The sequence below is a fragment of the Thermocrispum municipale DSM 44069 genome (assembly GCF_000427825.1).
GTDB classification, from domain to species: domain Bacteria; phylum Actinomycetota; class Actinomycetes; order Mycobacteriales; family Pseudonocardiaceae; genus Thermocrispum; species Thermocrispum municipale.
On the sequence record NZ_ATYT01000006.1, the window covers coordinates 13,831 to 37,413 of the forward strand.

The window sequence follows — 23,583 nt, forward strand, 5'->3', positions numbered from 1 at the left end:
ATGACCATGGAGTCCGACCTGACCGATGCGCTGATCCGCACCCGCAGGTTCTTCACTCGCGCGAAGGTCTCCGACGACTTGCGGGTGGTGGAGAAGACGGGTGGGCGGCAGGCCGATGCCTTCTACCGCGACCGATGGAGCCACGACAAGGTCGTCCGTTCCACGCACGGCGTCAACTGCACCGGCTCGTGCTCGTGGAAGGTCTACGTCAAGGACGGGATCATCACCTGGGAGTCGCAGCAGACGGACTATCCGTCGGTCGGTCCGGATCGGCCGGAGTACGAGCCGCGCGGGTGTCCACGGGGAGCGGCGTTCTCCTGGTACACCTACTCGCCGACGCGGGTCAGGTACCCGTACGTTCGCGGTGTCCTGCTCGAGATGTATCGCGAGGCGAAGGCCCGCACCGGCGACCCTGTTCTGGCCTGGGCCGACATCGTTTCCGACCCGCGGCGTGCGCGGCAGTACAAATCCGCACGCGGCAGGGGTGGTCTGGTCCGCGCGTCCTGGGACGAGGCGTGCGAACTCATCGCCGCAGCTCACGTGCACACGATCAAGACGTTCGGCCCGGACCGGGTGGCTGGTTTCTCCCCGATCCCGGCGATGTCGATCGTGTCGCACGCATCCGGCGCGCGGTTCGTGTCGCTGCTCGGCGGCGTGATGCTGTCCTTCTACGACTGGTACGCCGACCTGCCGGTGGCCTCGCCCCAGGTGTTCGGTGACCAGACGGACGTGCCGGAGTCGGGGGACTGGTGGGACGCCGGATACCTGATCATGTGGGGCTCGAACGTCCCGGTGACCCGAACCCCGGACGCGCACTGGATGACCGAGGCGCGGTACCGCGGGCAGAAGGTGGTCGTCGTCTCGCCGGACTACGCCGACAACACCAAGTTCGCCGACGAATGGTTGCCCGCCAAGCCGGGCACCGACGGCGCGCTCGCGATGGCCATGGGCCACGTCGTCCTGCGTGAATTCTTCGTCGACCGGCAGGTCCCGTACTTCGCCGAGTACGTCAAGCAGTTCACCGACCTGCCGTTCCTGATCAGGCTGGACCACGACGGCGACGGTTACCGGCCGGGCAAGTTCCTCACCGCCGCCGACCTCGGCGAGGAGTCCGAGCACGCGGAGTTCAAAACGGTCGTCTGCGATGCGGACGGTGAACCACGAGTCCCGAACGGTTCGCTCGGGTTCCGGTACGGAGAGCAGGGCGCGGGACGCTGGAACCTCGAGCTGGATGACATCGACCCACAGCTGAGCCTGTACGGCAGCGAGCCGGTCGAGGTGCAGCTACGGCGCTTCGACACCGACGGCGAACTGCAGCGCGGCGTCCCGGCCCGGCGGATAGGCAAGTACCTGGTCACCACGGTGTTCGACCTGCTGCTGGCGCAGTACGGTGTGCATCGCGCGGGCCTGCCGGGGAAGTGGCCGACCGGATACGACGACCCTGAGCCGTACACGCCGGCCTGGCAGGAACCGATCACCGGAGTGCCCGCGCGAGCCGCTGCCCGCGTCGCGCGCGAGTTCGCGACCAACGCCGAGCAGTCCCGCGGGCGCTCGATGATCCTGATGGGGGCGGGCACCAACCACTGGTTCCACTCCGACACGATCTACCGCGCGTTCCTCGCGCTGACCACGCTCACCGGTTGCCAAGGCGTCAACGGCGGCGGCTGGGCACACTACGTCGGCCAGGAGAAGTGCCGCCCGCTCACCGGATGGTCGCAACTGGCCTTCGGGCTGGACTGGGTACGGCCGCCGCGGCAGATGATCCAGACCGCGTACTGGTACCTGCACACCGACCAGTTCCGCTACGACCAGGTGCCCGCCGGGGCCCTCGCCGGGCTGCGAGCCGACAGTCCGCTGGCGAACAAGACCACGGCGGACCTCATCGCCCAAGCCGCCCGGCTCGGCTGGATGCCGTCGTATCCGACGTTCGACCGCAACCCGCTCGATCTCGCCGACGAAGCGGAGGCGTCCGGTCTGCCGGTCGCGGACTACGTCGTCGGCGAGCTGCGGGCCGATCGGTTGCGCTTCGCCTGCGAGGACCCCGACGCGCCGGAGAACTTCCCCCGCGTGCTGTCGGTATGGCGCGCCAACCTGCTCGGCTCGTCGGCGAAAGGCAGCGAGTACTTCCTCAAGCACTTGCTCGGTACCGATTCGTCGCTGCGGGCCGGGGAAGCGCCGGAGAGCGTGCGGCCCCGGGACGTGACGTGGCGGGACGAAGCGCCGATCGGCAAGCTCGACCTCCTGCTCACGCTCGACTTCCGGATGACGTCCACGACGATGTTGTCCGACGTCGTGCTCCCCGCGGCCACCTGGTACGAGAAGCACGACCTGAACACCACGGACATGCACCCGTTCGTTCATTCGTTCAACCCCGCGATCGCGCCGCCCTGGCAGACCCGCACCGACTGGGCCGCGTTCGGCGCCATCGCGCGAGCATTCAGCAAGCTCGCGAAGCGCCACCTCGGCGTCCGCCGGGATGTCGTCGCCACCCCGCTGCTGCACGACACCCCGGACGAGCTGGCCACCCCGCGCGGCGTCGTCCGCGACTGGCGAGCCGGGGAGTGCGAGCCGATCCCCGGAGTGACGATGCCCAGGCTGACCGTGGTCGAGCGCGACTACGGCGCCATCGGCGACAAATGGGCGGCACTCGGCCCGCTGGCCGACACCGCGGGCGCCACCACCAAAGGTGTCACGTTCGACCTCACCCGCGAAGTCGACTACCTGCGCCGTAAGAACGGCGCCGTCCGCGGCGGCCCAGCGGACGGACGGCCTTCGCTGGCGCGCGAGCTGCACGCATGCGAGGCGGTCCTGGCGTTGTCCGGCACGACCAACGGACGCCTGGCGACGCAGGGCTTCCACACGCTCGAGCAGCGCACCGGCACCCAGCTGGCCGACCTGGCCGCCGAACACGAAGGCAAGCGGATCACCTTCGCCGACACTCAGGCCGCCCCGACCCCGGTCATCACCTCGCCGGAGTGGTCCGGTTCGGAGAGCGGCGGCCGCCGGTACTCGCCGTTCACGATCAACACCGAGCGCCGCAAGCCGTGGCACACGCTCACCGGCAGGCAGCACTTCTATCTCGACCACGACTGGATCGCCGAACTCGGCGAGCAGCTGCCGGTGTTCCGACCACCGTTGGACATGACCGCGCTGTTCACCGAACCGCCCATCGGCGACGTCTCCGAGCTCGGCCTCGCGGTGCGCTACCTGACACCCCACTCGAAGTGGTCGATCCACTCCGAGTATCAGGACAACCTGTTCATGCTCAGCCTGTCCCGCGGTGGGCCGACCATCTGGCTGTCCACTGTGGACGCGGCCAAGATCGGCGTGGCGGACAACGACTGGATCGAGGCGGTCAACCGCAACGGCGTGGTGGTCGCCCGCGCCGTCGTCTCCCACCGCATGCCGGAGGGCACGGTGTTCATGTATCACGCCCAGGACCGGCTCATCGACGTGCCGCGCAGCGAGACATCGGGCAAGCGCGGTGGCATCCACAACGCGCTGACCAGGTTGCTGATCAAACCGTCGCACCTGATCGGCGGCTACGCGCAGCTGTCGTTCGCGTTCAACTACCTCGGACCGACCGGCAACCAACGCGACGAGGTCACCATCATTCGTCGCCGCGCCCAGGAGGTGCAGTACTGATGCGGGTAATGGCGCAGATGGCCATGGTGATGAACCTGGACAAGTGCATCGGGTGTCACACCTGCAGCGTGACCTGCAAACAGGCCTGGACGAACCGCTCCGGGGTCGAATACGTCTGGTTCAACAACGTCGAGACCCGGCCGGGGCAAGGCTATCCGCGCCGCTACGAGGACCAGGAACGCTGGCGCGGCGGCTGGGAGCTGACCAAGCGCGGCAAGCTGCGGCTCAAAGGCGGCGGCCGGGTCCGCAAGCTGCTCACCATCTTCGCCAATCCGAAGCTGCCCGGCATCGACGAGTACTACGAGCCGTGGACCTACGACTACGAGAGCCTGACCAACGCGCCGCTGCAGGAACACAGCCCGGTCGCCCGGCCGAAATCGCTGATCCGCAAGGGCAAGGACACCAAGATCACCTGGTCGGCCAACTGGGACGACGACCTGGGCGGCTCGGCCGAACACGGCGAGCAGGACCCGATCGTGCAGAAGATCGGCGACAAGGTTCGCTTCGAGTTCGAGCGGACGTTCATGTTCTATCTGCCGCGCATCTGCGAGCACTGCCTCAACCCGTCGTGCGCGGCGTCCTGCCCCTCTGGCGCGATCTACAAGCGCAGCGAGGACGGCATCGTGCTGGTCGACCAGGACCGTTGTCGCGGGTGGCGGATGTGCGTGTCCGGGTGCCCGTACAAGAAGGTCTACTTCAACCACCGCACCGGCAAGGCGGAGAAGTGCACGTTCTGTTTTCCGCGTGTCGAGGTCGGGCTGCCCACCGTGTGCGCGGAGACGTGCGTCGGGCGGCTGCGCTACATCGGCCTGGTCCTCTACGACGTGGATCGGGTTTCGGAAGCGGCGGCGACGCCGGACGAACAGGATCTGTACGACGCCCAGCGCGCGGTCTTCCTGGACCCGCACGACCCCGAAGTGGTGCGGGCAGCCGAGCGTGACGGCATCCCGTTCGACTGGATCGAGGCCGCGCAGCGCTCGCCCATCTACCCGCTGATCAACACCTACCGGGTCGCGCTGCCGCTGCATCCGGAATACCGCACGCTGCCGATGGTCTGGTACGTGCCACCGCTGTCCCCGGTGGTCGACGTCGTCCGGGACACCGGCCACGACGGCGAGGACCACGGCAACTTGTTCGCCGCCATCGAGGCGCTGCGCATTCCGGTCGAGTACCTCGCCGAACTGTTCACCGCAGGCGACGTGGCACCGGTCAACGGCGTCCTTCGGCGGCTGGCGGCGATGCGGTCGTACATGCGCGACATCAACCTCGGCCGCGAGCCCCGTGCCGAGATCCCGGCCACAGTGGGGATGACCGAAGAACAGATGTACGACATGTACCGGCTGCTCGCCCTGGCCAAGTACGACGAGCGGTACGTCATCCCACCCGCGCACGCCGAACAGGCGCACGGACTCGAGGAGCTGGCCACCGAATGCAGCCTGGACTACGAAGGCGGGCCGGGCATGATCGGTTCCGGTCCGTTCGGCGAATCGTCCGGCGGGCCGTCGCCCATCGCGGTGGAGAACTTCCGCATGCTCCGCGACCGGCAGCACGCCGACACGCCTGCCGCGCCGGTCGACAAGGGCAGCCGCGTCAACCTGTTGAACTGGGACGGCAAGGGGATGCCCGACGGGCTGTTCCCCCCGCGAAGGGACCGGTCATGATGACCTCGGCCGAGGAACGGACACGGGCGTGGCAGATCCAGTCCTTGCTCCTCAGTTATCCGGATCAGCATTTGCTGAACCGTCGGCCGCTGTTGCATGCGGCCGTCGCTACGTTGCCGAAACGCATCGCCGGCCCGCTGGAGCGCTTCCTCGACAGCCTGGACCGGACACCGTTGCCGAAGCTCGCGGCCGACTATGTCGCCACGTTCGACCATCACAAGCGCTTCAGTCTGTTCCTGACGTACTTCACCTACGGCGACACCCGCAAGCGTGGGATGGCGCTGCTGCGGTTCAAGCACGCTTACACCGCCGCCGGCCTGGACCTCGCCGGTGATGAGCTGCCCGATCATCTCGCCGTCGTGCTGGAATTCGCCTCCTGCGCCCCGGAGGCCGGTCGGCGCCTGCTCGTCGAACACCGAGCCGGGCTCGAGCTGCTCCGGCTCGGCTTGCACGAGGCTCGATCGCCGTGGGCAGACGTCATCGACTCCGTGACGGCCACACTGCCCGCGTTGACCAGGCGGGACCGGACAGCTGTCGCCCGCTTGGCGGCGACCGGTCCGGAGCAGGAGCAGGTCGGCCTCGATCCGTACGGGCGCGCGATCGCAAGGGGGAGCGCATGACACTCAGCCCCGTGGACGTGATCTTGTGGGTGGCTCTGCCGTACGTGTCCATCGCGATCTTCATCGGCGGCCACATCTGGCGCTACCGCTACGACAAGTTCGGCTGGACCACCCGCTCGTCGCAGCTGTACGAGAAGCGGCTGCTCAGGCTGGGCAGCCCGCTGTTCCATTTCGGGATTCTGTTCGTGGCCATCGGCCACGTCGTCGGCGTGTTGGTGCCCGCATCGTGGGTGGCAGCCCTCGGCATCGGCGAAGATCTCTACCATGTTCTGGCGGTCGCGGTCGGCGCCATCGCCGGGTTCTGCACGCTGACCGGTGCGGCCATTCTGATCTATCGGCGGCGCACCGTCGGGCCGGTGTTCTCGGCCACCACGGTCAACGACAAGATCATGTATCTGCTGCTGACGGCGACCATCGTGCTCGGCCTCGGCACGACGGTGCTGGGCAACCTCACCGGCACCCCGCACGACTACCGGGCAACCGTCTCGCCGTGGTTCCGGTCGATCTTCGCGCTCCAGCCGGACACCGAGCTCATCCTGGCCGCACCGCTCGGGTTCCAGTTGCACGTGCTGGCGGCATGGGTGCTGTTCGCTTTCTGGCCGTTCAGCCGCCTGGTGCACGTGTTCTCGTTCCCGGTCGGCTACCTGGCGCGACCGTACATCGTCTATCGCAGCCGTGACCCCGAACCGCGTAAGCCGCGGCGAGGCTGGGAACGCATCGGTTGACCTGGGACACGGCAGGGCAGGGGCGTGACTCGGCCGTGCGGAACGGTGGGCAGCCGTAGGGCGGTGTGGGCCGTGATCGGCTCGCGTGAAGTCCGGCTGCGCCGTGGCCCGGTCGTCCGGAACGGCCGTGGGGTGCCGTGACGCGGCGATCAGGCCAGGAGCTGCGCCGTGGCCCGGTCGTCCGGAACGGCCGTGGGGTGCCGTGACGCGGCGATCAGGCCAGGAGCTGCGCCGTGACCTGGTCGTCCGGAACGGCCGTGGGTCGCCGTGATCCGCTGATCAGAACGGCAGCGGCTTGGCGCCGAGCTTGTCGAGCATCGCCCGCATGACCTTGATCTCCGACCCCTGCGAGTCGATCATGCTCTGCGCCAGCGCCTGCACGGCGGGGATGCGGGCGTTCTCGGCCGCGTACTCGGCCATCTCCGTGCCGCCCTGGTGGTGTCGCAGCATCAGCTGCAAGAAGTAGATGTCGAACTCGCGCCCGCTGAGCTTGCGCAACTTGCGCATCTCGGCCTCGGTGGCCATGCCCGGCATCGGCACCTCGTCCGATTGCGCGTGGTGCTGCGACGAGCCGTGGCCGTGGCCGCCCTGCATCCAGGTCATCAGCTCACCAGGAGCCTGCGCCGGCGCGTCCCACAGGGTCAGCCAGCCCTGCATGCGGCCGATCTGCCCGTTCTGCGTGCTGGAGATGTCGTAGCCGAGCACCCGGACGTCGCGGGAGTGGCCGCGCAGCCGTGCGATGTCGCCCATCTCGACGGCCTGCCGGTGGTGGATCGACATGTCCTGGCAGAACCCGATGTCGACCGCGCTCGGCTTGAGGTCCTCGTCCACCGGGGCGCTGCCCGACCGCCCGATCAGCAAACCGACCGTGGCGCCGACCAGCAGCAACGTCAACGCGGCCGCGGAGAACACCAGGGTGCGAACCCACGCCGGGGTCGGCCGGGACTCCGCCGGCTCGTCGTCCAGCTCATCGGCTTGCGGGACATCGGCATCCCGCGCGTCGGCCGAATCCTGCTCGTCGTCCAGCTCGCGCCGGCCTTCCTGCTCGTCGTGCTCGTCGCTGGTCTCGCGCACCTGAACCGTCACTGCTCCTCGCCGCCGGCGCCCGGCTGGCCACCGGCCTCCGGCATCTGACCTTGCTGACCTTCGAAGGTCATCGGGGCTGCGTCCTTGCCCGGCTTGCTCGGGTCGAACTTCGGCGGGTTGTCCGGGTCGAAGCCCGGCGCGGGATCGCACGAGCCGTTCGGCTCCGGCGTCAGGTACTGGTTCTGCCGCAGCGCCGCGATGAAGTTGTCGATCCGCTGGTCGTCGGCGTCGGACACCTTCAACTGGTGCCCCCACGACTGCAGCGAGATCGGCGAGTCCATGTTCGGGTACGGGGACATGAGCATGTACGGCTTGTTCTTCACCCGCAGCTCGAGCTGCTGGCGCGTTTCGTCGTCGACCTTCTTCGGGTCGTAGGTGATCCAGATCGCGCCGTGCTCGAGCGCGTGCACCATGTGCTCGGTACGCACCGGCTCGGGGTAGATGTTGCCGTTGCACGTCGCCCAGACGATGTCGTGCGGGCCCCCGAACGGCGGCGTCTGGTCGTAGGCCACACGCTTCGGGGAGTTGACGTGACCGCGGTGCTTGTACTCCTTGATCACCACGCCGTCGATCTTTTTCGACGGGTCCTGGTTCTGCCTGCTCGGCGTGAACTGTTCGGCCGCGGTCTCCTCGCGGCTTTCCTGTTCCCGCTGGGGCGCGGACTTCACCAGGTAGTACCCGAACACCGCGGCGGCCAGCGCCAGCACCACCACGACGCCGATGATGGTGCCCCACGGCACCTCCCGGCGTTTCACGACGCCGGCGCGAGCGGCCCTGAGCGCGGTGGTGCCCTTGTTGCGCTTGTTCTTGTTCGTGCCGCTGGCCATAGGTGGTGCGTCCCCGTTCGCTCTTCTGCTGTCGTGACGTGCGTGCACGCGCCAGGGTAGCCCGCTGGTGTTCACCCGCTGTGAGGTGGCCGACCAGGCGCGGATCGGCCCGCGCCCGCCACATACACTCCACGAGTGACTCCCGCAGTGCTTGCCGACCTGGTTCGTTCGACCGCGACCGCGGTGTTGACCGAGCGTGGGGCAGACCCCGCGGTGCTGCCCGAGAAGGTCACCGTGGAGCGCCCACGCAACCCCGAGCACGGCGACTACGCGACCAACGTGGCCCTGCAGGTCGCGAAGAAGGCGGGTATGGCACCGCGCGACCTGGCGCAAGCCATCGCCGACCGGCTGGCCCAGGCCGACTCGGTGGCGTCGGCCGAGGTCGCGGGGCCGGGATTTCTCAACGTGCGGCTGGCCGCCGACGCGCAGGCGGAGCTCGTCAAGCAGGTGCTGACCGCGGGCGAACGCTACGGGCACGGCGACGCCTACGCGGGCGTGGAGATCAACCTGGAGTTCGTCTCGGCCAACCCGACGGGCCCGCTGCACCTCGGCGGCACCCGCTGGGCGGCGGTCGGTGACGTGCTCGGCCGGGTGCTGGCCGCGCAGGGCGCCAAGGTCACCCGCGAGTACTACTTCAACGACGCGGGCGCGCAGATCGACCGGTTCGTCGCCTCGCTGGTGGCTGCCGCCAAGGGCGAACCCGCACCGGAGGACGGCTACGCGGGCGCCTACATCTCCGAGATCGCCGCCGAGGTCGTCCGTCAGCAGCCGGACGTGCTGAGCCTGCCGGAATCCGAGCGCGACGAGACGTTCCGCAAGCTCGGCGTGCAGCTGATGTTCGACGAGATCAAGCGGAGCCTGCACGAGTTCGGCACCCACTTCGACGTGTTCTTCCACGAGGACTCGCTGCACCGCTCCGGCGCGGTCACCGACGTGGTGGAGCGGCTGAAGTCGTCGAACCTGCTCTACGCCAAGGACAACGCCTGGTGGATCCGCTCGAGCGAGTTCGGTGACGACAAGGACCGGGTGGTGATCAAGAGCGACGGCGCGCCCGCCTACATCGCCGCGGACATCGCCTACCTGCAGGACAAACTGTCCCGCGGGTTCGACCTGTGCATCTACATGCTCGGTGCCGACCACCACGGCTACATCGGGCGGCTCAAGGCGGCGGCGTCCGCGCTCGGCAAGGACCCCGAGGTCGTCGAGGTGATGATCGGCCAGCTGGTCAACCTGGTCTCGGGCGGCGAGCCGGTGCGGATGAGCAAGCGTGCGGGCACCGTGGTGACGATGGACGACCTGGTCGACGCGGTCGGTGTCGACGCGGCCCGCTACGAACTGACCCGCTACTCGGTCGACTCCAACATCGACGTGGACCTCGACCTGCTGCGCAAACACAGCAACGAGAACCCGGTCTACTACGTGCAGTACGCCCATGCCCGGCTGGCCTCGCTGCTGCGTAACGCCGCCGATCTCGGTATCGAGCTCACCGACGACGCCGGTGACGTCGAGTTGGGTTTGCTGGATCACCCGCGGGAGGGTGACCTCATCCGCACCATCGGGGAGTTTCCTACCGTGGTGAGACGGGCTGCCGAGTTGCGCGAACCGCACCGGATCGCCCGCTACCTGGAACAGCTGGCCAGCGCCTACCACAAGTTCTACGACGCATGCCGGGTGCTGCCCCAGGGTGACGAGTCGGCGACCCCGCTGACCCACGCCAGGCTCGCCCTGTGTGCTGCCGCGCGCCAGGTGCTGGCCAACGGCCTCGGACTGCTCGGCGTCAGCGCCCCGGAACGGATGTAAGGAAGTCATGGCTCACCCCGCAGGACCTCGGTACGCCGAGGTGTATCGGCACGCCGACACGGCGGGCGTACGCCCTGCCACCACCAGCGAGCTGGACCGGCTCTACCCCAAGGTCTGGCCGCGCAACACCTATCGCGCCCCGGACGGTGTGGTGCGGATCGCCGGTGTCGACGTGCGTGACCTCGCCGAACAGTACGGAACCCCGCTGTTCGTCATCGACGAAGCCGATTTCAAGTCCCGCTGCGCCGAGTACGCCGAGGCGTTCGAGGACCCGACGCTGGTGCACTACGCGGCCAAGGCGTTCTTGTGCGTCGAGGTGGCCAAGTGGGTGGCCGAGCGCGGCTTGTCGCTGGACGTGTGCAGCGGCGGTGAACTGGCGATCGCGCTGCGCGCGGGCTTTCCACCGGAGCGCATCGCCATGCACGGCAACAACAAGTCGGTCGCCGAGCTGACCGCCGCGGTCGAGGCCGGGGTCGGCACGATCGTGCTGGACTCGTTCCACGAGATCGCCCGGCTGCAGGCCGTCGCGTCCGAGGCGGGCGTGGTGCAGGACGTGCTGGTGCGCACCACGGTCGGCGTCGAAGCGCACACCCACGAGTTCATCGCCACCGCGCACGAGGACCAGAAGTTCGGCTTCTCGTTGCAGGCCGGTGACGCGGCCGAGGCGGTCCGCCGGGTGTTGGCCGCCGACGCGTTGCGGTTGCGTGGCCTGCACAGCCACATCGGCTCGCAGATCTTCGACACCGACGGTTTCGAGGTCGCCGCGCGGCGCGTCGTCGGGCTCATCGCCGACCTGCGCAAGGAGCACGGCGACGACATCCTCGAGCAGCTGGACGTGATCGACCTCGGCGGTGGCTTCGGGGTGGCCTACACCGACCGGGACAACCCGCCGCCTGCCGCCCAGATGGTCACGCAGCTGCGCAACATCGTGCGGCGCGAGTGCGAGTACGCCGGGCTGCCGGTGCCGCGCATCGCCTGTGAACCAGGTCGGGCCATCGCCGCGCCGGGCACCGTCACGCTGTACGAGGTCGGCACCATCAAGGACGTCGTCATCGGCGACAACGAGAGCCGCCGCTACGTCAGCATCGACGGCGGCATGAGCGACAACATCCGCACCGCGCTCTACGACGCGGTCTACGACTGCCGACTGGTGTCGCGGTCCAGCGGGGAAGGTGTCGACGGAGAGGCCGAGGCCGTGCTGTGCCGGGTGGTCGGCAAGCACTGCGAGTCCGGCGACATCGTGGTGCGGGACTGCTGGCTGCCGGACAATTTGGCGCCCGGTGACCTGCTTGCGGTCGCCGCGACCGGGGCATACAGCTACTCGATGGCCAGCAACTACAACCGGCTGCCGCGGCCGGCCGTGGTCGCGGTGCGCAACGGCACGTCGCGTCTGCTGCTGCGCCGGGAAACGGTTGACGACATGCTTCGCCTGGAGGCCCAGCCATGAGTGCGAACAAGCCGATCAAGGTCGCGCTGCTCGGGTGCGGCACGGTCGGCGGGGAAGTGGCCAGGTTGCTGACCGAGCAGTCCGGGGAACTGGCCGCCAGGGTCGGTGCGCCGATCGAACTGGCGGGCATCGCGGTGCGCAGGCCGGACAAGCACCCGGAACTGCCCGCCGAACTGCTGACCGACGACGCGCAGGCGCTGGTGGATTCCGATGTCGACGTCGTGGTCGAGCTGATCGGCGGCATCGAGCCGGTGCGCACGTGGCTGCTGTCCGCCCTCCGCCAGGGCAAGTCGGTGGTGACCGCGAACAAGGCACTGCTCGCCGAGAGCTCGGCGGAGCTGTCCGAAGCGGCCGACGCCACCGGGGCCGACCTGTACTTCGAGGCCGCCGTGGCCGGGGCGATCCCGCTGCTGCGGCCGTTGCGCGAGTCGCTGGCCGGTGACCGCATCACCAAGGTGATGGGCATCGTCAACGGCACCACGAACTTCATCCTGTCGGCCATGGACACCTCGGGCGCCAGCTACGCCGAGACGCTGGCCGAGGCCTCCCGCCTCGGGTACGCCGAAGCCGACCCGACCGCCGACGTCGACGGCTACGACGCCGCGGCGAAGGCGGCCATCCTGGCGTCGCTGGCGTTCCACACCCGCGTCACCGCGGCCGACGTGCACCGGGAAGGCATTGCCGACATCAGCTCGACGGACATCGCGGCGGCGCGGGCGCTGGGGCGCACGGTGAAGCTGCTGGCCATCTGCGAGCGGGTGGTCGACCCGGTCGACGGGTCGGAGTCGGTGTCGGCGCGCGTCTACCCGGCGATGATCCCGCGGACTCACCAGCTCGCGGGGGTCGGTGACGCCTTCAACGCGGTGTACGTGGAGGCCGACGCGGCAGGCGAGTTGATGTTCTTCGGGCAGGGAGCAGGCGGTGCCCCGACGGCGTCCGCCGTGCTCGGCGATCTGGTCGCGGTGGCCCGTAACCGGGTGATGGGCGGTCGCGGGCCGCGTGAGTCGGCGCACGCTGCGCTGCCCGTGCGGCCCATGGCCGAGACGCCGACCCGGTACCACATCAGCCTCGACGTGCAGGACAAGCCGGGTGTGCTGGCGCAGGTGGCGCATGTGTTCGCCGAACACGACGTCAGCATCGCCGCGGTACGGCAGCGCGACGCCGACGACACCGCGAGTCTGGTCATCGTCACGCACGCGGCCGCGGACTCCGCGCTGCAGGGCACCGTGCGGGACATCGAGCGGCTGCCCGTGGTGCACGAAGTGATCAGCGTGATGCGGGTGGAAGGTGAGGACGCATGAGCGCGCTCGGCATCATCGACGCCTACCGGGACCGGATCACCATCCCGGACGGCGCCGAGGTCATCACCCTCGGCGAGGGGAACACACCGCTGGTACCCGCGCCGCACATCTCCGAGCTGTCCGGGTGCGAGGTCTACCTGAAGGTCGAAGGCCTGAACCCGACCGGCTCGTTCAAGGACCGCGGCATGACCGTGGCGATCACGCACGCGCTGGCCGGCGGGGTCCAGGCCGTGCTGTGTGCCTCGACCGGCAACACGTCGGCCTCGGCCGCTGCCTACGCGGCTCGGGCGGGTCTGACCTGCGCGGTGCTCGTGCCGCAGGGCAAGATCGCCATGGGCAAGCTGGCGCAGGCGGTGCTGCACGGCGCGAAGATCCTGCAGATCGACGGCAACTTCGACGACTGCCTGGAGCTGGCGTCGAAAACGACCGCCGAGCACCCGATCATGCTGGTGAACTCGGTCAACCCGGTCCGGCTGGTCGGGCAGAAGACCGCCGCCTGGGAGATCTGCGACGTGCTGGGCCGGGCCCCGGACGTGCACTGCCTCCCGGTCGGCAACGCGGGCAACATCACCGCTTACTGGGCCGGCTACACCGAGTACGCCAAGGACGGCGTGGTCGACAGCACGCCGCGGATGTTCGGTTTCCAGGCGGCCGGAGCATCCCCGCTGGTGCGCGGGGAGCCGGTGGCGAACCCGGACACCGTCGCGACCGCGATCCGGGTCGGCAGCCCGGCGTCCTGGACCGGGGCCGTGGCCGCGCGCGACGAGTCCGGCGGGCTGTTCGAAGCAGTCACCGACGACCACATTCTGGAGGCCTACCGGCTACTGGCCGCCCGCGAAGGCGTGTTCGTCGAGCCGGCGTCGGCGACCGGTGTGGCCGGACTGCTGAAGGTCGCCGAGGACGGGCGCCTGCCGCGTGGCTCGCTGGTGGTCTGCACGGTCACCGGGCACGGCCTGAAGGACCCGGACACCGCACTCACCGGATGGGCGGACAGCAGTTCCGCGGGCCGGATCGAGGCGCTGCCGGTGGACGCCGACGCCGTCGCGAAAGCCTTGGATCTGTCGTGAGCGCGGTGCGAGTTCGCGTTCCGGCATCCACCGCGAACCTCGGCTCGGGATTCGACACGGTCGGGATGGCGCTGGCGCTCTACGACGTGGTCGAGGCGGAGATCGTCGACGACGGCCTGGACGTCGACATCGTCGACACCGGGGCGGGCGGTACGGACCAGCTTCCGCGGGACGAGAACCATCTCGTGGTGCGGGCCGTGCGGCACACCTCGGACCAGCTCGGGCTCAAGATCCCCGGCCTGCGCTTGACCTGCGCGAACGCCATCCCGCACGCCCGCGGTCTGGGCTCGTCGGCGGCCGCGGTGGTGGCGGGTGCGGCCGCCGCGTACGGGTTGGCGGGCCGACCGCTGGACCGGGACGCTGTGCTGCAACTGGCCGCCGGGTTCGAGGGGCACGCGGACAACGCCGGCGCCAGCCTGCTCGGTGGTGTCGTGATCACGTGGTTGGACGGCGAGACCTGGCAGGCGGCGCGGTTGGAGCCGCATCCCGGGGTGCGGCCGGTGCTTGCCGTCGCGGACGAGCAGTCGTCGACCGCGGCGACCCGTGACCTGCTTCCGGAGACCGTGCCGCACGCGGATGCGGCCCACGCCGCGGCGCGCGCGGCGCTCGGGGTGCACGCACTCACCGCCGATCCGAGCCTGCTGCTTCCCGGTACCGAGGACCGGTTGCACCAGCCGTACCGGGCGTCGGCCTATCCGAGGACGGATGCCCTGGTCAAGCAGCTGCGTCAGCGGGGGGTCGCCGCGACCGTGTCCGGCGCTGGGCCGTCCGTACTGGCGCTGACCAGCGACGGCAGGCTCCCCGACGACGTGGACACCGAGGGCTTCCGGGTCAAGGAGCTGGCCGTCGACCTCGGGGGAGTCACCGTCGCGACCGCGTAACGGATCGCGGAACCGCACGAAAACAGGAGAAACTCGGAAAACTTCCCGCGGCCTGGGAACAACTCACCGGGGGTGGTTGTTGCACCGGGTGATTGGGCAGTCTAGGCTCAGAGGCGTTCGATCACCGTGCGGGCTCATGCCGCACCAGGTGTAGACCTCTGGTTATCTGCCGGAGCGCATCATCTGTTCCATCCGCGTCCGTTTCATTTCGGGCTCGGTGACAGTTCTCGGTGCGGATGTCGTCACGCGGTGGCCGTTCTCGGCTTGTCCCTTCTGGGACGGGCACATTCAGTGCGTGCGCCGCCGCAGCGATACCCATCTCTGCCGGCCGTTCGCACGGGGGGTGCATGGGCTTGCCCCGTGAATTACAGACCGCTTTCGGCGCCTTCGGCGCGGGTGGCGTTTGCATCGGTGTCCACCACGCGGGCATCGGTCAGGAAGGACATGCGTGAGCAACACCGATCTTCTCAGCGGTGACGCGGAGAATCAGACTTCATCTTCTTCGGGGAGCGACAACGTGACGGTCGAGACCGCACCGCAGACCAGTGGCGAGGCGCCCGCGGCGCCCAAGAAGCGTTCCGGCGGGCTGTCCAGCATGGTGATCGCCGAACTGCGACAGCTCGCCGGAGAGCTGGGCATCACCGGAATCTCGGGCATGCGGAAAGGGGAGCTGATCGCCGCGATTCGTGAGCGGCAGGGCACCCCGGCGCGCGCCCGCAAGGCCAAGCAGCAGGACGAGACGCTGCCGTTGGACGGCGTCGAGGCCAAGTCGAACACCGCGAAGGCCGACGCCGAGCAGGCACCCAAGCAGCAGGGCGGCAAGGACAGCGGCAAGGACGGCGCGACCGACACCGCCGCGCCCGCCCAGGAGGCGGGCCAGCAGCAGGCCAAGGAATCCGGCCAGCAGTCCCGGCGCCGTCGCTCCCGCCAGCAGTCGGACCAGGGCCAGCAGGAGGCCCAGCAGCCCGCGGCGGCCCAGCAGCAGTCCTCCGGTGGCGACAAGGCCGCCGAGCAGGGCACCGGCGAGCGCCAGGAGCAGGGCGGCAAGGGTCGCGAGCAGCAGAACGAGCAGTCCGGCAACGGCCAGGGTCAGCGGGACGACCGCGACCAGTCCAACCGCCAGGGCGACCAGAGCAACCAGGGCAACCGCCAGAACGACCAGGGCAACCGGCAGGACGACGACCGGGGCGGCAGGCGCGGCAGGCGCTCGCGGGACCGCAGGCGCCGGGGCCGCAACAACGACGGCGGTGGCGGCGGCGAGACCGAGATCCGCGAGGACGACGTCCTGCTGCCCGTCGCGGGCATCCTGGACGTGCTGGACAACTACGCGTTCGTGCGCACGTCCGGCTACCTGGCGGGCCCGAACGACGTGTACGTCTCGCTGTCGCTGGTGCGCAAGTACGGCCTGCGCCGCGGTGACGCGATCACCGGTGTGGTGCGGCAGCCGCGCGAAGGCGAGCAGCAGCGGCAGAAGTTCAATCCGCTGGTGCGCGTCGACACCATCAACGGCCTGGAGCCGGACAAGGCCAAGAACCGGCCGGAGTTCCACAAGCTGACGCCGCTGTACCCGAACGAGCGGCTGCGCCTGGAGACCGAGCCGCACAAGCTGACCACCAGGGTGATCGACCTGATCATGCCGGTCGGCAAGGGCCAGCGTGCGCTGATCGTGTCCCCGCCCAAGGCGGGTAAGACCACGATCCTGCAGGACATCGCCAACGCCATCACCACCAACAACCCGGAGTGCTGGCTGATGGTGGTGCTGGTGGACGAGCGGCCGGAAGAGGTCACCGACATGCAGCGGAACGTCAAGGGCGAGGTCATCGCCTCGACGTTCGACCGTCCGCCGTCGGACCACACCACGGTCGCCGAGCTGTCCATCGAGCGCGCGAAGCGGCTCACCGAGCTGGGCCACGACGTGGTCGTGCTGCTCGACTCGATCACCCGGCTCGGCCGCGCCTACAACCTGGCGGCGCCGGCCAGCGGCCGGATCCTGTCCGGTGGTGTCGACTCGACCGCGCTGTACCCGCCGAAGCGGTTCCTCGGCGCGGCCCGCAACATCGAGAACGGCGGCTCGCTGACCATCTTCGCCACCGCGATGGTGGAGACCGGCTCGACCATGGACACCGTCATCTTCGAGGAGTTCAAGGGCACCGGTAACGCCGAGCTGAAGCTGGACCGCAAGATCGCCGAGCGGCGTGTCTTCCCGGCGGTGGACGTCAACCCGTCCGGTACCCGTAAGGAAGAGCTGCTGTTGTCGCCGGACGAGCTGGCGGTCACCGTCAAGCTGCACCGGGTGCTGCACGCGCTCGACTCGCAGCAGGCCATCGACCTGCTGCTGAGCAGGCTGCGCAAGACCAAGAACAACTACGAGTTCCTGATGCAGGTGGCCAAGACCGCGCCGGATCAGAACGGCGTCAACGGCGACTAGCACAGACGGGAATTTCGGACGGGCAGGCCGCGTTGATGACGTTGCCTGCCCGTCTGGCAGAATCGACGAGCACGAGTCCGGCCCCGCTTCACCTCATGCGGTTTCGAGGACCCGGGGCCATTTCAGAGAGGACACCATGAAGACCGGTATTCACCCCGAGTACGTGCCGACCCAGGTGGTCTGCAGCTGCGGCAACAGCTTCGTGACCCGCAGCACCAAGAAGTCGGGCCACATTCACGTCGAGGTCTGCTCCAACTGCCACCCGTTCTACACGGGCAAGCAGAAGATTCTGGACACCGGCGGCCGGGTGGCCCGGTTCGAGGCCCGTTACGGCAAGCGCAAGAAGTAATTTGGACGCCTCGTCCCTGCAAGGCTTGCTCGACGAGTACGCCGAGCTGGAACGGCAACTCGCCGACCCAGGCGTGCACGCCGATGCCGAGCGTGCCCGCAAACTGGGTCGGCGTTATGCCGAATTGACCCCGGTCGTCAAGACCTACAACGAGCTGGCCTCGGCCCAGGACGACCTGGCCGCCGCTCGCGAGCTGGCCGCCGAGGACAAGGGGTTCGCCGACGAGGCCGCCCAGCTGGAGAAGCGCATCGAGCAGCTGGAGTCCCGGCTCACCGAGCTGTTGCTGCCGCGTGACCCGTACGACGCGTCGGACGTGGTCATGGAGGTCAAGTCCGGTGAGGGTGGCGAGGAATCCGCGCTGTTCGCCGGCGATCTGCTGCGGATGTATCTGCGTTACGCCGAGCGGCAGGGCTGGAAGGCCACAATCCTCAACGCCACCGACACCGGCCTGGGCGGCTACAAGGACGTCACGCTGTCCATCAAGGGCAAGGGTGACGGTCCGGACGGGGTGTGGGCTCGACTGAAGTACGAAGGCGGTGTGCACCGCGTGCAGCGCGTGCCCGCCACCGAGTCGCAAGGTCGTATCCACACCTCGGCCGCGGGCGTTCTGGTGTATCCCGAGCCGGAAGAGGTCGAGGTCGAGATCGACCCGAACGACTTGAAGATCGACGTGTTCCGGTCGTCGGGGCCTGGCGGCCAGAGCGTGAACACCACCGACTCCGCCGTCCGCGTCACGCACCTGCCCACGGGCATCGTGGTGACCTGCCAGAACGAGAAGTCGCAGATTCAGAACCGGGCGCGGGCCATCCAGGTGCTGCAGGCCCGCCTGCAGGCGATGGCCGAGGAGGAAGCCGCGGCGAAGGCGGCCGACGCCCGCCGCTCGCAGGTGCGCACGGTCGACCGGTCCGAGCGCGTGCGGACGTACAACTTCCCGGAGAACCGGATCTCCGATCACCGGGTGAACTACAAGGCCTACAACCTCGACCAGGTGCTCGACGGGGATCTGAACGGCGTGCTGGACGCGCTGGCCGCGGCCGACCGGGCCGAGCGGCTGGCCGAACACTCCAAGGCGCAATCGACGCAGTAACGCGCAGCGATGCAAGTCGGCGCGGTTGTGGCGTCGCGGCAGAGCCAGGTGCAGCGACATCCTTTGGCAGCGGTCCGTCGCCTCTTTGGCGGCGGTCGCCCCAGGCGTTCTCCATCAGCACGCAGTCCGGGGCCTGCGGCGGTTCCTGTCCGGGTTCTGTCCCGCTGCCGGTTACGCTGGCGGAGTGAGACGGCAACCGTTGCGGCTGGCCATCCTGGAGGCCACCCGAATCTTCGAGGAGGCGGGCGTGCCGTCCCCGCGTGTCGACGCCGAACTCCTCGCGGCGCACGTCCTCGGCGTCGACCGAGGCAGCCTGCCGCTCATTCCGCTGGTCGACCCGCCGGTCATCGAAGCGCTGCGCGAGCTGGTGCAGCAACGCGCCAAGCGCGTCCCGCTCCAGCACCTCACCGGCGTGGCCACGATGGGCCGCATCGACGTGGCGGTCGGTCCGGGGGTGTTCGTCCCGCGCCCGGAGACCGAGCTGATGCTGCAGTGGGGCCTCGACCTGCTGGAAGGTCGCACCGGCCCGGTGGTGATGGACCTGTGCACGGGATCCGGCGCGCTCGCGCTCGCGCTGCAGCACGAGCGGCCCGACGCCCAGGTCTACGCGGTCGACAACGATCCCCAGGCGCTGGCGTGGGCGCGGCACAACGCGGATCGCCGCGTCGAAGCCGGCGACACCCCGATCAAGCTCTACTCCGGCGACGTCACCGACCCCCGGCTGTTCAGCGAGCTGGACGGCGTGGTGGACCTGGTGCTGTGCAACCCGCCGTACGTCCCGCCGAACGCCGACCTGCCGCCCGAGGTGCTCGACCACGATCCGCCGCAGGCGGTGTTCGCCGAGGACGGCGGCCTGGCCGTCATCCGGCACGTGGTCTCGGCCGCGGCGCGGCTGTTGGTGCCCGGCGGTGGTGTCGCCATCGAGCACGACGACAGCCACGCGTCAGCGGTCCCGGCGTTGCTCAAGACCCGTACGGTGCTCGGGGACGTGCGCGACCACCACGACCTTGCCGGGCGTCCTCGCTTCGCCACGGCCATCCGCGGCGCCGCCGACTGACGTCGAGCGGCCTATGGCGCTTGGGAATCAACTTCGAGCGACCTGTGACGCCTGGGACCTACCTCAAGCGGATCGGCGGTACCTGCCTCAGGCGGCCTGCGGTACCTGCGACCGGAGGAGATCCCGCACCCCGGTAGCGGCGACCCGTCCGGCGCGAGCCGCACCGATGGTGCTGGCCGACGGGCCGTAACCGACGAAGAACAGCCGCGGTTCGCGCACCGCGCGCGCATTCTCCACCGCGATACCACCCGCGGGTTCCCGCAGCCGCAGCGGCGCAAGGTGGTCCACGGCGGGGCGGAACCCGGTGGCCCACAGGATCACGTCGGCCCGGATGAACCGGCCGTCGTCCCAGGCCACCCCGTCCGGCGTGATGCGATCGAACATCGGCAGCCGCTCGAGCACGCCGCGTTCCTTGGCGTCCTTCACCTCGGGCGTCATGCCCAGCCCGGTGTAGCTGACGACGCTGCGCGGCGGACCACCGCGAGCGGTGTTGGCGGCTACCGCCGCCTCGACCTTGCGGCCCCAGTTCTCGTCGAACTTGCCGATGTCGCGCCACTCCGGCGGTCGACGCGTCACCCAGGTCGTGCTCGTGACCTGGGAGATCTCCGCAAGTTGCTGGGTCGCCGACGCCCCACCGCCGACGACCACGACGTGCTTGCCGGCGAACGCCTCCTTGCCCGGATAAGCCGAGCTGTGCAGCTGCCGGCCACGGAACGTCTCCCGGCCCGGGTAGTACGGCAGGAACGGCTTGTCCCACGTCCCGGTCGCATTCACCACGGCGCGAGCTCGCCAGGTCCCCGCGGACGACTCCACCACGAGCCGCTCACCGTCGTCCCGGACGGCGCTCACGTGGACCGGCCGGCGCACGTTCAGATCGAACGTTCGCTCGTAGCGGGCGAAGTACTCGGACACGACCTCGGACGCGGGGCGCGAGGCGTCCTGCACCTCCAGCGGCATCCCGGGCAGATCGTGCACGCGGTGCGCGGTCGACAACGTCAGCGAGGGCCAGCGGAACTGCCAGGCGCCACCGGGCGCGGGGGAGTGGTCCAGCACCACGTAGGAGATGCCGAACTTGCGCAGGAAGTACGCGGTCGACAGACCGGCCTGGCCGCCGCCGATCATCACGGCGTCGATGGTCGTCGCGCTGTCGGTGCCCTCGTTCACATCTAATACAACGCCGAACACCCCCAGGCCCTTCCGTGAGCTGGATCGCGCTCGGTCTAGGCTCACCGGAGTGAGCCAGGTGTACGACTGCGCGTTGCGCCAGGAGCGCGCCGATGGCCTTGCGGCGGCCGCCGCTGCCGTGCGCTCCGCGCGACTGGTGGTGTTGCCGACCGACACGGTCTACGGAATCGGCTGCGATGCGTTCGACGGGGCTGCGGTGCGTTCGTTGCTGGCGGCCAAGCGGCGCGGCCCGGACATGCCGGTCGGTGTGCTCGTCGGATCCTGGTCGACCATCGAGGGCCTGGTGCTCAGCGTGCCGAAGCAGGCCTACACGCTGATCGAAGCGTTCTGGCCGGGTGACCTGTCGTTGGTGCTCGAGCACGCGCCGAGCCTGTCCTGGGACCTGGGCAACACCCGCGGCACGGTGATGCTGCGGATGCCGCTGCACCCGGTCGCCCTCGAACTGTTGCGCGAGGTCGGCCCGATGGCGGTCAGCAGCGCCAACCGTTCCGGGGAACGCCCGGCCACCACGGCCGCGGAAGCCGTCGAGCAGTTCGGTGACGACGTCGCGGTGTATCTCGATGGCGGGCCGTCCGGCGAAGCCGTGCCGTCCACGATCGTCGACTTGACCGGCGACGAGCCCGTCGTGCTGCGGACCGGTTCGGTCAGCGTGGCGGCGGTGTCCGAGGCGCTCGGCACCCAGGTGCAGGTCGCAGGCTGAACGTATGGCCACGGTCACCGTCCCCATCCGCGAGTACGTGCTCGTGGCGTTGATCACAGCCGCGATCACGTTCCTGCTCACCGGCCTCGCCCGGGCGTTCGCCATGAAGGTCGGGGCGATGGCCTACCCGCGGGCGCGCGACGTGCACGCCAAGCCGATGCCGTACATGGGTGGCCTGGCCATGTACGCGGGTGTCGTCGGCGGCATGTTCCTGGCCCATCAGCTGCCGGTGCTGCGCGCGTCGTTCGAGTACTCGCTCGACCCGATCGGCGTGCTGGTCGGCGGCGGGTTGATCGTGCTGATCGGCGCGCTGGACGACCGCTTCGACCTGGACGCGTGGACCAAGCTCGCCGGGCAGGTCACGTGCGCGGGCCTGCTGGTGCTGTTCGGCGTGCAGTGGAACACGTTCTGGGTGCCGTGGGGCGGCACCGCCGACGACTTCGGCAGCTACCTGATCCTGGACGAGAACCAAGGCAGCCTGCTCGTCGTGCTGCTGGTCGTCACCATGGTCAACGCGATGAACTTCGTCGACGGCCTGGACGGCCTCGCGGCGGGCCTCGGCATGATCACCGCGGCGGCCATCTGCGTGTTCTCCCTCGGCCTGCTCGCCCAGCCGGAAAGCAACATCGACAGCTACCCGCCAGCGCTGATCGCCGCGACGCTGGCGGGGGCCTGCCTCGGCTTCCTGCCGCACAACTTCCAGCCCGCTCGGCTGTTCATGGGCGACTCCGGGTCGATGCTCATCGGGCTGATGCTGGCCGCCGCCAGCACGTCGGCGTCCGGCAGGTTGTCCCCGGAGCAGTACAACGGCACCGACGTCATCGCGCTGCTGTCACCGGTCATCGTCGTGCTGGCCGTGCTGTTCATCCCGCTGCTGGACCTCGGCATGGCGGTGATCCGCCGCACCCGGCAGGGCCTGAGCCCGATGCACGCCGACAAGATGCACCTGCACCACCGTCTGCTGCAGCTCGGCCACTCGCAACGCCGGGCGGTGCTGCTGATCTACATGTGGGCTGCGCTGCTGGCTTTCGGCGCGGTGGCGCTGACGCTGTTCGACGCCGTCGTCGTCGCCTGGGTGTTCGCCGGAGGTCTGCTGGTGGCGGCCCTGATTTCCCTGGTGCCTAGACTGAGAGACGGTCGATCCGCCAAGGCGGCGGCTTCGCGCCGAACGAGCCAGGGGCAGTGATCGAGAGTGACTGAAGAAAGCAAGCAGTACGCCGAGACGCAGAGCGAGGCCGTCCGCGCCTATGCCACCGCCGTCGTGCGTACCGCCCTCGTGCCCTGCCTCGCGATCGGCGCCCTCGCCCTGGTGTTGGGGACGGTCTTCGCCGGTTTGCCGGGCCTGGCCGGGTCCGCGGTCGGCGCGGTGCTGGCAATCGGTTCGTCGCTGGCCACCGTCGGCTTGATTCGCGCCGTCGCCGATCAGCCGGCGCGCTCGATCATGTCCGCCCTGCTGGGCAGTTTCATGTGCAAGGTCTTCGTGCTCTTGCTGGTCGGCCTGGCCTTGCGGGACGCTTCCTGGCTGGAGCCGTACGCCCTCGGTTTGACCGTGGCGGCCTTGGTCGTGGCCTGGGCCGGGCTCGAGGTGCTCGCTTGGCGTAAGACTCAGATCCTGGCGGTCTTGACCAGCTGAGATAGTGACTCTCGGTGCGCGAAGCCGAGAAGGAGTACGCCCGTACGGCGGCGGCAACCCCCCCTGATAGGCTCACCGCGTTGG

General features: G+C 69.2%; 19 protein-coding genes. 16 read left to right on the forward strand and 3 right to left on the reverse strand.

Going from position 1 to position 23,583, the window contains the following annotated elements:
• Positions 1-6: 6 nt before the first annotated feature.
• The 4 genes from YWM_RS0106955 to narI are packed head-to-tail and all read left to right on the forward strand — an operon-like array spanning position 7 to position 6,651.
• Positions 7-3,645 carry a nitrate reductase subunit alpha gene (locus tag YWM_RS0106955; RefSeq protein ID WP_028850114.1) on the forward strand — a complete coding sequence of 1,213 codons (3,639 nt, stop codon included), beginning with the start codon at positions 7-9 and terminating at the stop codon, positions 3,643-3,645.
• Complete coding sequence (gene narH, locus YWM_RS22535; RefSeq protein WP_043660053.1) at positions 3,645-5,306, forward strand: nitrate reductase subunit beta; 1,662 nt, start codon at positions 3,645-3,647, stop codon at positions 5,304-5,306. The genes YWM_RS0106955 and narH overlap by 1 nt, the downstream gene beginning before the upstream one ends.
• Complete coding sequence (gene narJ, locus YWM_RS0106965; protein WP_425426514.1) at positions 5,303-5,926, forward strand: nitrate reductase molybdenum cofactor assembly chaperone; 624 nt, start codon at positions 5,303-5,305, stop codon at positions 5,924-5,926. Before narH ends, narJ begins: the two co-directional genes overlap by 4 nt.
• Positions 5,923-6,651: a respiratory nitrate reductase subunit gamma gene (gene narI / locus YWM_RS0106970; RefSeq protein ID WP_028850116.1), complete on the forward strand. Its 729-nt coding sequence runs from the start codon at positions 5,923-5,925 to the stop codon at positions 6,649-6,651. The genes narJ and narI overlap by 4 nt, the downstream gene beginning before the upstream one ends.
• A gap of 279 nt (positions 6,652-6,930) precedes the next feature.
• Here narI and YWM_RS0106975 read toward each other — a convergent pair whose 3' ends face one another.
• Positions 6,931-7,737: a DUF305 domain-containing protein gene (locus YWM_RS0106975; RefSeq protein ID WP_245565950.1), complete on the reverse strand. Its 807-nt coding sequence runs from the start codon at positions 7,735-7,737 to the stop codon at positions 6,931-6,933.
• Positions 7,734-8,564: a thioredoxin-like domain-containing protein gene (locus YWM_RS0106980; protein ID WP_028850118.1), complete on the reverse strand. Its 831-nt coding sequence runs from the start codon at positions 8,562-8,564 to the stop codon at positions 7,734-7,736. The genes YWM_RS0106975 and YWM_RS0106980 overlap by 4 nt, the downstream gene beginning before the upstream one ends.
• Positions 8,565-8,699: 135 nt before the next feature.
• Between YWM_RS0106980 and argS the strand changes: the two genes are divergently transcribed.
• From argS to prmC, 9 genes are all read left to right on the forward strand, one after another.
• On the forward strand, positions 8,700-10,364 hold the full coding sequence (gene argS / locus YWM_RS0106985; RefSeq protein WP_028850119.1) for an arginine--tRNA ligase: 1,665 nt from the start codon (positions 8,700-8,702) through the stop codon (positions 10,362-10,364).
• A gap of 7 nt (positions 10,365-10,371) precedes the next feature.
• Positions 10,372-11,811 (forward strand): diaminopimelate decarboxylase, encoded by a 1,440-nt coding sequence (lysA, locus tag YWM_RS0106990; protein WP_028850120.1) that lies wholly within the window; start codon positions 10,372-10,374, stop codon positions 11,809-11,811.
• Entirely contained in the window at positions 11,808-13,112 is a 1,305-nt protein-coding gene (locus YWM_RS0106995) for a homoserine dehydrogenase (RefSeq protein WP_028850121.1), read from the forward strand. Before lysA ends, YWM_RS0106995 begins: the two co-directional genes overlap by 4 nt.
• Positions 13,109-14,179: a threonine synthase gene (gene thrC, locus YWM_RS0107000; RefSeq protein WP_028850122.1), complete on the forward strand. Its 1,071-nt coding sequence runs from the start codon at positions 13,109-13,111 to the stop codon at positions 14,177-14,179. The genes YWM_RS0106995 and thrC overlap by 4 nt, the downstream gene beginning before the upstream one ends.
• Positions 14,176-15,060, forward strand: coding sequence for a homoserine kinase (thrB, locus tag YWM_RS0107005; protein ID WP_028850123.1), 885 nt, complete (start codon positions 14,176-14,178; stop codon positions 15,058-15,060). Before thrC ends, thrB begins: the two co-directional genes overlap by 4 nt.
• Before the next feature lie 448 nt (positions 15,061-15,508).
• Entirely contained in the window at positions 15,509-17,488 is a 1,980-nt protein-coding gene (gene rho / locus YWM_RS0107015) for a transcription termination factor Rho (protein ID WP_028850124.1), read from the forward strand.
• 136 nt (positions 17,489-17,624) lie between these two features.
• Positions 17,625-17,837 (forward strand): 50S ribosomal protein L31, encoded by a 213-nt coding sequence (rpmE, locus tag YWM_RS0107020; protein ID WP_028850125.1) that lies wholly within the window; start codon positions 17,625-17,627, stop codon positions 17,835-17,837.
• Between the two features lies 1 nt (position 17,838).
• Entirely contained in the window at positions 17,839-18,924 is a 1,086-nt protein-coding gene (gene prfA, locus YWM_RS0107025; protein ID WP_028850126.1) for a peptide chain release factor 1, read from the forward strand.
• 184 nt (positions 18,925-19,108) lie between these two features.
• Entirely contained in the window at positions 19,109-19,981 is an 873-nt protein-coding gene (gene prmC / locus YWM_RS0107030) for a peptide chain release factor N(5)-glutamine methyltransferase (protein ID WP_028850127.1), read from the forward strand.
• A gap of 87 nt (positions 19,982-20,068) precedes the next feature.
• On the opposite strand, the gene YWM_RS0107035 is transcribed toward prmC, so the two are convergent.
• Positions 20,069-21,103, reverse strand: coding sequence for an NAD(P)-binding domain-containing protein (locus YWM_RS0107035; RefSeq protein ID WP_043660135.1), 1,035 nt, complete (start codon positions 21,101-21,103; stop codon positions 20,069-20,071).
• A gap of 112 nt (positions 21,104-21,215) precedes the next feature.
• Between YWM_RS0107035 and YWM_RS0107040 the strand changes: the two genes are divergently transcribed.
• From YWM_RS0107040 to YWM_RS0107050, 3 genes are read left to right on the forward strand one after another with little or no spacing between them, the layout of a single operon-like run.
• Positions 21,216-21,866 carry an L-threonylcarbamoyladenylate synthase gene (locus YWM_RS0107040; RefSeq protein ID WP_028850129.1) on the forward strand — a complete coding sequence of 217 codons (651 nt, stop codon included), beginning with the start codon at positions 21,216-21,218 and terminating at the stop codon, positions 21,864-21,866.
• 4 nt (positions 21,867-21,870) lie between these two features.
• A complete protein-coding gene (locus YWM_RS0107045) occupies positions 21,871-23,052 on the forward strand; it encodes a glycosyltransferase family 4 protein (protein WP_028850130.1) in 1,182 nt (393 codons plus the stop codon).
• A gap of 6 nt (positions 23,053-23,058) precedes the next feature.
• Positions 23,059-23,499, forward strand: coding sequence for a Cg1360 family ATP-synthase-associated protein (locus tag YWM_RS0107050; protein WP_028850131.1), 441 nt, complete (start codon positions 23,059-23,061; stop codon positions 23,497-23,499).
• The last annotated feature ends 84 nt before the right edge of the window (positions 23,500-23,583 follow it).

Excerpts from the sequence above, each read along its gene's own strand:
- YWM_RS0106955 (WP_028850114.1), top strand. The coding sequence starts at position 7 with ATGGAGTCCGACCTGACCGATGCGCTGATCCGCACCCGCAGGTTCTTC.
- narH (WP_043660053.1), top strand. The coding sequence starts at position 3,645 with ATGCGGGTAATGGCGCAGATGGCCATGGTGATGAACCTGGACAAGTGC.
- narJ (WP_425426514.1), top strand. The coding sequence starts at position 5,303 with ATGATGACCTCGGCCGAGGAACGGACACGGGCGTGGCAGATCCAGTCC.
- narI (WP_028850116.1), top strand. The coding sequence starts at position 5,923 with ATGACACTCAGCCCCGTGGACGTGATCTTGTGGGTGGCTCTGCCGTAC.
- YWM_RS0106980 (WP_028850118.1), bottom strand. The coding sequence starts at position 8,564 with ATGGCCAGCGGCACGAACAAGAACAAGCGCAACAAGGGCACCACCGCG.
- lysA (WP_028850120.1), top strand. The coding sequence starts at position 10,372 with ATGGCTCACCCCGCAGGACCTCGGTACGCCGAGGTGTATCGGCACGCC.
- YWM_RS0106995 (WP_028850121.1), top strand. The coding sequence starts at position 11,808 with ATGAGTGCGAACAAGCCGATCAAGGTCGCGCTGCTCGGGTGCGGCACG.
- thrC (WP_028850122.1), top strand. The coding sequence starts at position 13,109 with ATGAGCGCGCTCGGCATCATCGACGCCTACCGGGACCGGATCACCATC.
- rpmE (WP_028850125.1), top strand. The coding sequence starts at position 17,625 with ATGAAGACCGGTATTCACCCCGAGTACGTGCCGACCCAGGTGGTCTGC.
- YWM_RS0107035 (WP_043660135.1), bottom strand. The coding sequence starts at position 21,103 with ATGATCGGCGGCGGCCAGGCCGGTCTGTCGACCGCGTACTTCCTGCGC.
- YWM_RS0107045 (WP_028850130.1), top strand. The coding sequence starts at position 21,871 with ATGGCCACGGTCACCGTCCCCATCCGCGAGTACGTGCTCGTGGCGTTG.